General features: G+C 34.8%; 8 protein-coding genes. 7 read left to right on the forward strand and 1 reads right to left on the reverse strand.

Annotated elements, in window-relative coordinates:
* The first annotated feature begins 81 nt into the window (after nucleotides 1-81).
* From J2X31_RS17335 to J2X31_RS17350, 4 genes are all read left to right on the forward strand, one after another.
* Entirely contained in the window at nucleotides 82-2,451 is a 2,370-nt protein-coding gene (locus tag J2X31_RS17335) for a T9SS type A sorting domain-containing protein (RefSeq protein WP_310028666.1), read from the forward strand.
* Between the two features lie 174 nt (nucleotides 2,452-2,625).
* Entirely contained in the window at nucleotides 2,626-3,612 is a 987-nt protein-coding gene (locus J2X31_RS17340) for a TerC/Alx family metal homeostasis membrane protein (protein ID WP_310028667.1), read from the forward strand.
* Nucleotides 3,613-3,724: 112 nt separating this feature from the next.
* A complete protein-coding gene (gene fabG / locus J2X31_RS17345) occupies nucleotides 3,725-4,471 on the forward strand; it encodes a 3-oxoacyl-[acyl-carrier-protein] reductase (protein ID WP_310028671.1) in 747 nt (248 codons plus the stop codon).
* 314 nt (nucleotides 4,472-4,785) lie between these two features.
* Nucleotides 4,786-6,813: a hypothetical protein gene (locus J2X31_RS17350; RefSeq protein WP_310028673.1), complete on the forward strand. Its 2,028-nt coding sequence runs from the start codon at nucleotides 4,786-4,788 to the stop codon at nucleotides 6,811-6,813.
* Nucleotides 6,814-7,236: 423 nt separating this feature from the next.
* Here the strand turns inward: J2X31_RS17350 and J2X31_RS17355 are convergent, their stop codons facing one another.
* Nucleotides 7,237-7,614 (reverse strand): hypothetical protein, encoded by a 378-nt coding sequence (locus tag J2X31_RS17355; protein WP_310028675.1) that lies wholly within the window; start codon nucleotides 7,612-7,614, stop codon nucleotides 7,237-7,239.
* Between the two features lie 310 nt (nucleotides 7,615-7,924).
* Here J2X31_RS17355 and J2X31_RS17360 point away from each other — a divergent pair, with 310 nt between their 5' ends.
* From J2X31_RS17360 to J2X31_RS17365, 3 genes are all read left to right on the forward strand, one after another.
* On the forward strand, nucleotides 7,925-8,065 hold the full coding sequence (locus J2X31_RS17360) for a hypothetical protein (RefSeq protein WP_310028678.1): 141 nt from the start codon (nucleotides 7,925-7,927) through the stop codon (nucleotides 8,063-8,065).
* A 361-nt stretch (nucleotides 8,066-8,426) separates the two neighbouring features.
* Nucleotides 8,427-8,612: a T9SS type A sorting domain-containing protein gene (locus tag J2X31_RS18265; protein ID WP_374725233.1), complete on the forward strand. Its 186-nt coding sequence runs from the start codon at nucleotides 8,427-8,429 to the stop codon at nucleotides 8,610-8,612.
* Between the two features lie 60 nt (nucleotides 8,613-8,672).
* A complete protein-coding gene (locus J2X31_RS17365) occupies nucleotides 8,673-8,897 on the forward strand; it encodes a hypothetical protein (protein ID WP_310028680.1) in 225 nt (74 codons plus the stop codon).
* Nucleotides 8,898-9,120: the final 223 nt, after the last annotated feature.

The following is a 9,120-nucleotide window of genomic DNA, read 5'->3' on the forward strand; positions in this document are numbered from 1 at the left end:
ACCAAAAGCCTTACAATTTGTAGGGCTTTTTTTATTTCAACCAATTGATTTTTATATATTTGAGAACTAATAATTTATGTTATGAAAAAACTTTACTTTTTGGTGGTGGTGTTTGTAGTGGGGAGTATGAAGGCTCAGAATCCTAATGATATTATCAATATTCCTGATGCTAATTTTAAAAGTTTATTGCTTTCCTCAAGTCCATTTAATGATTTCGCTGCTGACGAAAATTGGGCTTATATTTCGATTGATGAAAATGGTGATGGTGAGATACAAGAAAGCGAAGCATTACAAGTTATTTATTTAGATATATCAGTTTACATAGAAGAATATGAAATTGAAAATCTAGGGGGACTAGAAAGTTTTCAAAATCTTAGAGGTTTAGAATTAATAGGAATGAATATGCCAAATCTGGAGATTAGTTTACCAAATTTAGAAACTCTAGGATGCAATCATTGTATGATGGATACTATAACTTTAAATCTGCAAAATTTAAAAATATTGTTTTTATATGGTGGTAATTTAAATAGCATTGATCTAAGTTCACTACCGTTATTAGAAGATTTGTATTTATCTGGCCATCCATTAAACTCAATTGATATATCTACTCTTACATCGTTAGAAGCATTATCGTGTGAGGGTTCAAATATAACAGAGATAGATTTGTCAAATAATCCATTATTAACAAGTATTGGCTTGGGTAACAATAAACTTACTTCGATAGATGTATCAGTTTGTCCTTTATTGAAAAACCTTGATATTTACACAAATGAATTAACCACACTAGATGTTTCACTTAATGGTGATTTAGAGATATTGAATTGTGGAGAAAATCAATTAACGATGCTCGATGTTTCTAATAATTATAATTTAAATACGTTAGGGATAGGGGCAGGTTTAAACCCAATTGAAAAATTATTTATCAATAATGGTAACTACTATAGCTATCTATTTGATTATTTACCTTATCCTTCATTTGAGGGCTTTCCTAATCTTCAATATTTGTGTGTCAATGAAGAAAATATCGCTCTGTATCAAGAGCAGCCATATCTTTCAACAAATGTTGAGTTAAATTCCTATTGTTCATTTAATCCAAGTGGAGAATTTTATGTGATCGAGGGGGGTGTCAGTATTGATGGTAACAATAATGGATGTGATATTTCTGATTCGTTGTATTCGCATGTAAAATTTCATCTTACCGATGGAGTTACCTCAGGGACATACATATCTAAAGACACGGAGCTTTACACAATTTTAATTTCAGATGGAACGCATACTTTGAGTCCAATAATGGAAAACGCGACTTATTTCAATATTTCACCGCCAACAGCAAGTGTAACTTTCCCAGAAACTACAAGTCCTTTCACCCAAAACTTCTGCATCACGCCAAATGGCCTGCATCCAGATCTAGAAGTAGCTATACTCCCAACAACTCCAGCTCGCCCAGGCTTTGATGTGAATTATAAACTTATTATTAAAAATAAAGGAAGCATCCAACAATCAGGTTCAATTTCGTTTGTCTATAATGATGTAATTTTAGATTATATAATTGCAGCACCATTATTTACAACTCAAGCAGAAGGTTTATTATCTTGGGCTTTCGCCAACCTTGAGCCTTTTGAAACAAGGGAAATCAATATTACCCTCAATGTAAACTCCCCAATGGAAAACCCAGCAGTTAATGGAGGTGATGTTTTAAATTATACCGCAACCATCACAAGCGACCAAGTAGATGAATTGCCATTGGACAACACTTTTTCGCTTCCGCAAATAGTGGTCAACTCCTTCGACCCAAATGACAAGACCTGCCTGGAAGGAACGGCCATCACGCCAGACATGATCGGGAAATACGTTCACTACATGATCCGTTTTGAAAACACCGGAACTTTCGCCGCCGAGAACATCGTGGTAAAGGACATGATTGATACCGCCAAGTTTGATGTTTCGAGTTTGGTGGCGTTAAACGGAAGCCATCCGTATGTAACCCGAATCACAGGCAACAAGGTTGAATTCATCTTCGAAGGCATCAATCTTCCTTTTGATGACGCGAACAATGATGGATATGTAGTGTTTAAAATCAAAACCCTGCCGACATTGGTCTTAGGCGATAGTTTCAGCAACACCGCCAGCATCTATTTTGATTTCAACCACCCAATTGTTACCGAACCTGCCGTTACTACGTTTGCAGTTTTAGGAACAGAGGATTTTGTGTTCAACAACTATTTCACTTTATATCCAAACCCAACCAACGGTATCTTGAACATTACTTCTAAACGAGATATAGAATTGCAATCTATCAGTATCTATAATGTGCTAGGACAGATGGTGGTTTCGGTGCCAAATGCAAAAGGTGTGAATAATGTTGATGTTTCGAGCCTTTCAACGGGAAATTATTTCATCAAAGTTGTTTCGGATAGAGGAACATCGAATGCGAAGTTCATCAAGCAATAAGTTACTCCTGCAAGGTTTTCGAAACCTTGTAGGTATCAATATAATTCCAATTCAAAAGCCTTGTAAATCGCAGGGCTTTTTTTGTATAAAAAATCACCGTGAATTTGTTGCAACACTTCTTAATAATGGAAATAAAGACTAGCTTTGTTTCGCAAAAAAAACAAATCATAAATAATGGATAACTTAATTAATCATCCTGGACTTCTTGCAATTTTCACCGTTGTAATTATTGTCATGCTGTTGCTCGATTTAGGGGTGTTCAACAAAAACAGCCATGCCGTTACCAACAAGGAAGCCATTAGCTGGTCGGTAGTTTGGATTGGCCTATCGATGCTTTTCAGCGGATTTATCTATTATTATATGGGAGTGGAGAAATTCTCCCAGTTCCAGTCGGCCTATTGGATCGAGAAGGCCCTTTCGGTTGATAATTTATTTGTGTTTATCCTAGTCTTTGGTTTCTTCAACGTGCCAAAGGAAAACCATCATAAAGTACTTTTTTGGGGAATCATCGGTGCCTTGATCATGAGGGCAATCTTTATTTTTGCAGGTGTTGAACTCATCCGAATGACCTATTTGCCAGAAGTGGACATTCTAGGCTACAGCTTGAGAATTAATGTTGTGATGACATTATTTGGTATCTTCTTGATTTATGCCGGAATAAAATCGTGGTTTGCCAAACCAGATGAAGACGAAAACAAGGATTTTAATAAAAGTCCAGGTGCCAAGTTAGTACACAAGTTTTTCAACGTAAGCAAGAACTACGACGGCGATAAATTCTTCACCATCGAAAACGGAAAGAAACTTGCCACGCCTTTATTGGTAGTAGTTGCCGTAATAGAATTCACCGATTTGCTTTTTGCTGTCGATTCCATTCCTGCCATTTTTGCAATCGCTCCAGACGATCCGTTTATCTTATATACCTCGAATATCTTCGCCATACTCGGACTTCGTGCATTGTATTTCCTGTTAGCGAATTTCATCCATTTTTTCAGCAAGTTGAAATTTGGCTTGGCCATTATCCTGACTTTTATTGGCGTAAAGATGGTTATTTCGCCACTCTATCACATCGATTCTCTGCATTCATTGATGATTGTAGGAGGTGTTTTGGTACTGTCGGTTCTAGCTTCTGTAATGTTTCCGGAGAAAGCAGAAACCCACTAACAACAGCAATTTTTAAAAAGAATCAAGTCTTAAATAAACGTTATTAGCAACTATTTTTGGCTTAAATTCTTATATTTGTCAATCAAACAAGAGCAAACTAAATTAAAACAGAATGAAGTTATTACAAGGAAAAACAGTTATCATCACAGGTGCAAGCCGTGGAATTGGAAAAGGAATAGCAGAGGTTTTTGCCAATCATGGAGCAAATGTTGCCTTCACTTATAGTGCATCTGCCGAATCGGCTTTGGCTTTAGAAAATGAATTAAACAATTTAGGAATAAAAGCAAAAGGATACCAATCTAATGCCGCAGATTTCAATGAAGCACAAACTTTTGTAGATGCTGTTTTGGCCGATTTTGGTACAGTTGACGTGCTAATCAACAATGCCGGAATAACGAAAGATAATCTTCTGATGAGAATGTCCGAAGAAGATTTCGACAAAGTAATCGATGTCAACTTGAAGTCGGTTTTCAATATGACAAAAGCAATCCAAAAAACGTTCTTGAAACAACGTTCTGGATCAATCATCAATATGAGTTCTGTAGTTGGCGTGAAAGGAAATGCCGGTCAAACCAACTATGCAGCTTCAAAGGCAGGGGTTATCGGTTTCACCAAATCAGTAGCCTTAGAATTAGGTTCAAGAAACATTCGTTGCAACGCCATTGCTCCAGGATTCATCGAAACTGAAATGACCGGAAAACTAAACGAAGACGTAGTAAAAGGCTGGAGAGAAGCCATTCCATTGAAACGTGGCGGAAGTACGGAAGATGTTGCAAACGCTTGCTTGTTTTTCGCTTCGGATATGAGTGCCTACGTGACAGGTCAAGTTTTGAACGTTGACGGAGGAATGTTAACTTAAAAAAGTTTTCAGTTTTCAGTCACAGTAGGCAGATTCCAATAGGAACTGAAAACTGCGACTGAAAACTGCCAACTATTTTTCAGAAGCTATTCCCGCTTTCCGTTACAATCTTTTGTTTAAAAAGCTTTTTTTCTAAGGCACAAAAGGAGCTTCCGTTGGTCGCTCTTTTCCGCCAAGAAAAAATAGCTTTATAAACAAAAGGATTTCCACTACAATCGGGGCTATGACTCAGTTTGTCTATAACCAATATTGTCAATAATCTTAATGGTTTAAAATTTCAAATCTTTCAATCATTAAATTTTTAAATTTAAAAAATGACATCAACTACAATTCTATTAATCTTATTATCGGTACTAATAGCAGGAGGTTTGTCATTTTACCAGTATTTTTACAAAGCCAAAAGCAAGTCGAAAGTAACTTTGCTTTTGGCTTTTTTGCGTTTTTTCTCGATTTTCGGAATCTTGCTATTGTTGATTAATCCAAAGATTACCAAGAATACCTACGAAACCGAAAAAACTCCGTTACCAATAGTAATGGACAATTCAAGTTCGGTTGCAAATCTAAAAGCATCTGAAACCGCTTTGGAACTTTACAAGAAGCTAACTTCAAATACAGATTTGCAAGAGAAATTCGATATCCAATCCTATCAATTTGACAATGAACTTGAGCTTTCCGAAAAATTTGATTTCAAAGGAAACCAATCCAATTTTGAAGCAGTTGCCAAGAACCTGAAAAGCATCAACAAGAATAAAAGCTATCCAACGGTTTTAATTTCTGACGGAAATCAAACCCAAGGAAATGATTATGTTTATAGTTTTGATGCAAACAATAAAGTCTATCCTTTGATTCTAGGCGACACCACGACTTTCTTGGATTTGAAAATCAACCAACTGAATGTCAATAAATATGCTTTCCATAAAAATAAATTTCCAGTCGAAGTATTTTTAAATTATTCGGGAACCAAAAGCATCACGGCCGATTTCAGTATTTCGCAAGGAAATTCAGTGTTAAACAAGCAAAGCGTTACTTTTTCGCCTTCAAAAAAATCTGCCGTAATCAATGTTTTGCTTCCTGCAAATAATGTCGGACTTCAGGTTTTTAAAGCGTTGATTACATCAAAAGAAACTGAAAAAAATACCTACAACAACACCAAGAATTTCGCCGTAGAAGTCATCGACCAGAAGTCGGAAATTGCGATTGTTTCATCCATCAATCATCCCGATGTTGGGGCTTTGAAACGTTCAATTGAAACTAATTTACAGCGTAATGTAACCTTGGTCAAGCCAAAAGAAATCCAATCATTGCAAGATTATAATGTCTTGATTTTATATCAGCCAACTACCGAATTCAAGTCGGTTTTTGAGTTGAATAAAAATGTTGGATTGAACACGTTTATCATCACAGGAAACAACACCGATTTCAATTTCCTGAACCAGCAACAAAAAAGCCTGACGTTTAAGATGAGTTCTCAAACAGAGGATTATTTGTCAGAATTTGATTCGCAATTTAATCTTTTTGCAATTGATAATATCGGTTTTGAAAACCTTCCGCCTTTGCAAAATGCTTACGGAAATGTTGCTGTAAACGAGAATGTCAACGTTTTACTTTCGTCAAGAATCCGAAATATTCAAACTAATATGCCATTGTTGGCTTTCGCCGAAAATCAAGGCAAGCGAACTGCTTTTTTATTGGGAGAGAACATTTGGAAATGGCGTTTGCAAAGCAGAATTGATAACGAATCATTCGAAAAATTTGATATTTTTATTGATAAAACCATTCAGTTTTTGGCTTCCAATAATTCAAAGAAATCGTTAATCGTTAACCACGAAAGCTTTTATAATTCGGGAGATGCAATTGAAATGACCGCCCAATATTTCAACAAGAATTATGAGTTTGACGAAAAGGCCCGTTTGACGATTTCGGTATCCAACAAGAAAACAAAGCAAACCAAGAATTATGATTTATTAAAAGGAAACAATTCCTATAAAGTCAACCTCGACGGACTTTCAGCAGGACAATATAATTTCACGGTTAAGGAATTGACTTCAAAAAACAGCTACAGCGGTTATTTCGAGATTCTGGATTTCGATATCGAACAGCAGTTTGTGAATCCTGATGTTGCCAAATTAAACCAATTGGCGACCCAAACCAACGGCCAAACTTTTATGCCAAATCAATTGGATTCGTTGATTAAAAATCTTCTCGAAAACGAAAATTACAAAGCCATCCAAAAGGAAATTACCAAAAAAATTCCGTTGATCGATAGTATCTTGCTGTTGATTTTGATTGCTGTTAATTTAGTTGCAGAATGGTTTATCAGGAAATATAACGGAATGCTTTAGAAGCGATTATTTGGATAGTTTTTTATATGTAAGAATATTATTCCTATTATGAGTCATAGTATAAGCTTATTCGCAATACTATATATGATCAGCAAAAGGCGAAAAGGTTACCAGTGATAATTTTACAGGAGTTGGACTCAAATATTTGGTAGAAACCGATCTGTCCACAACGTAAATATTGGTTCAGTAACCTTTGAACCTCTGAACCTTCACTAAAAAAATATCAAAGACTTCCCTTTTCTCCACGGATAATACAGGTTCGTTATTAAATGGCTTATAAAGAAGGGTAAGGAGTATTTTAAGCTATAAGAAAACTATAAAATAAACAAGTAAGGACAACTTTAAAGTTGCCCTTATTTTCAGTATATTAGTTATGTTTTGATTATGCTTTATATAAAAATTATGTTAAATATCTTTAGGTTATTAATCACAAATTTCTAATAGAGTTTCTCGAGCTTCTATTTTACATGCATTCGGATACATAAACAAATATAAAGTTTCATAATTTGTTTTTATAAAAGCGAGTCCGTTTGCGTCTAAACAAGGTGTTGGATTTCCTGTAGGAATACCATAACTAGTCTCGGCTGTTGATCCATCTCCCAAAGTTTCACAAATAGTAATCCAAATAGTAATCTCATAACTAGCTGTTGATGAGACAGAAGATTCTTGAGACTCTACTGTCAAGGAGTTTGCAGTAATTACTGCGTTAAATTTTTCTAATATAAGCTCCTTTTGACCATTATCAGCAAAAGACACCATAGAACCAAGAGCGAATACGCCCATTACAATTAATTTTTTCATAAAAAATGGTTTTAAGATTAGTGGTTTGTGAAAGTACAATCTTTTTATTTAAATTAAAACATTTTTTTTACTTTTTTAAAGTATATTTTCTTAAATGAACTTAAGAGTAACGAATGGTCTTATTTTATATTCAAAAAAAAAAATGAAAACAAATAACATTATAGTAGCAATAAGCTTTTTATTCATCAGCAGTTTAAAGGCACAAGTATTGTACAGTGAAAATTTCGAAAACTATTTCGTTGGTGATGTTGGCTCGGATTCCAGTGGGCAAACCTCCGGACAGGGCGGGTGGTTTACTAGTTTGTTTTAGATGACACATAACGCTGATGGTGCTACGTCATTCGATAGTTTGTTTCAGATACAAAACGACCCTGTCAACGGAAAAGTTATTACCATAACAGGACACCCTATATCTTCATACAGGAATTACAGTTCTCAGCAAAGCTATTGATGTGGCATTGGCTAACCGTATAGCCGGAAATGATGTTTTCAAATTTGAGCTAGATTTTTACACAGGACAACAATCCACCATTTGTTAATAATTTATGAAATACCAACGTTGGGAGTAGTTTCGGAACGTGATTTTTTAACAGCCTTTCCCTATCCCGATAACATAAATAATTATCCTCCTGAATCAATAAAGATTATAAACAATATGCTTGATATGGGAGAAGGGTTGCCTACCTATTATAGGTTTGATAATTTTAAAGTAACTGCCCTCAACAGTAGTTCAAATACTGAGGAAGTACTATCAAATAGTTTCCATTTATATCCTAACCCGGCAGTAAATAGGGTTACAATCACTAACCCCCATAACACCTATTATAAAACAAATAGGAATATACGATTTAACAGGTAAATTAATCTACACTCAAAACTATTTTGAAGACAAAACAGAAGAAATACAGTTAAATGTTGAAAAATTATCAACAGGTATGTATTTACTACAGCTACAAACAGATGAAAACGTACTCGTTAAAAAACTAATCAAAAAGTAAAGAAGAGAATTTAAAAGTCAATTTTGCTTTCACAGAACATAAAGAAGCAGAGGAATCGCTATGTTGCTATTAAACCAATTGGCCACCCAAACCAATGGCCAGACTTTTATGCCAGACCAATTGGATTCGTTGATTAAAAATCTTCTCGAAAACGAAGATTACAAAGCCATCCAAAAGGAAATTACCAAAAATATTCCTTTAATTGATAGTGTTTTACTGTTAATTCTGATTGCGGTTTCTTTAGCTTCTGAATGGTTTATTAGGAAATACAACGGTATGTTGTAGTCATTGAATAGGACTTTTTAAATTCTCTTTTACAATTCCTAAATCTCAAATCCTAAATAATTCAAGTTGCTAGTTGAGCTACTATAAAAAAACAAAGCAGAGGTTTAGTAAATTTGTTTTGCGAACCCATAAACCTCACCAATGCTTTGTAAAGACAAAATTATATCAATTTATTGTTTAATAGATGATATTTTGCAAGGAATTAATCACATAGAAGATGTAA

Origin of the sequence: Flavobacterium arsenatis (assembly GCF_031456785.1) — a bacterium.
In the GTDB taxonomy this organism is placed as follows: Bacteria; Bacteroidota; Bacteroidia; order Flavobacteriales; family Flavobacteriaceae; genus Flavobacterium; species Flavobacterium arsenatis.

Bases quoted from the DNA above. Each gene is read 5' to 3' on its own strand.
- J2X31_RS17335 (WP_310028666.1), top strand. From the start codon at position 82: ATGAAAAAACTTTACTTTTTGGTGGTGGTGTTTGTAGTGGGGAGTATG.
- J2X31_RS17340 (WP_310028667.1), top strand. From the start codon at position 2,626: ATGGATAACTTAATTAATCATCCTGGACTTCTTGCAATTTTCACCGTT.
- fabG (WP_310028671.1), top strand. From the start codon at position 3,725: ATGAAGTTATTACAAGGAAAAACAGTTATCATCACAGGTGCAAGCCGT.
- J2X31_RS17350 (WP_310028673.1), top strand. From the start codon at position 4,786: ATGACATCAACTACAATTCTATTAATCTTATTATCGGTACTAATAGCA.
- J2X31_RS17355 (WP_310028675.1), bottom strand. From the start codon at position 7,614: ATGAAAAAATTAATTGTAATGGGCGTATTCGCTCTTGGTTCTATGGTG.
- J2X31_RS17360 (WP_310028678.1), top strand. From the start codon at position 7,925: ATGACACATAACGCTGATGGTGCTACGTCATTCGATAGTTTGTTTCAG.
- J2X31_RS17365 (WP_310028680.1), top strand. From the start codon at position 8,673: ATGTTGCTATTAAACCAATTGGCCACCCAAACCAATGGCCAGACTTTT.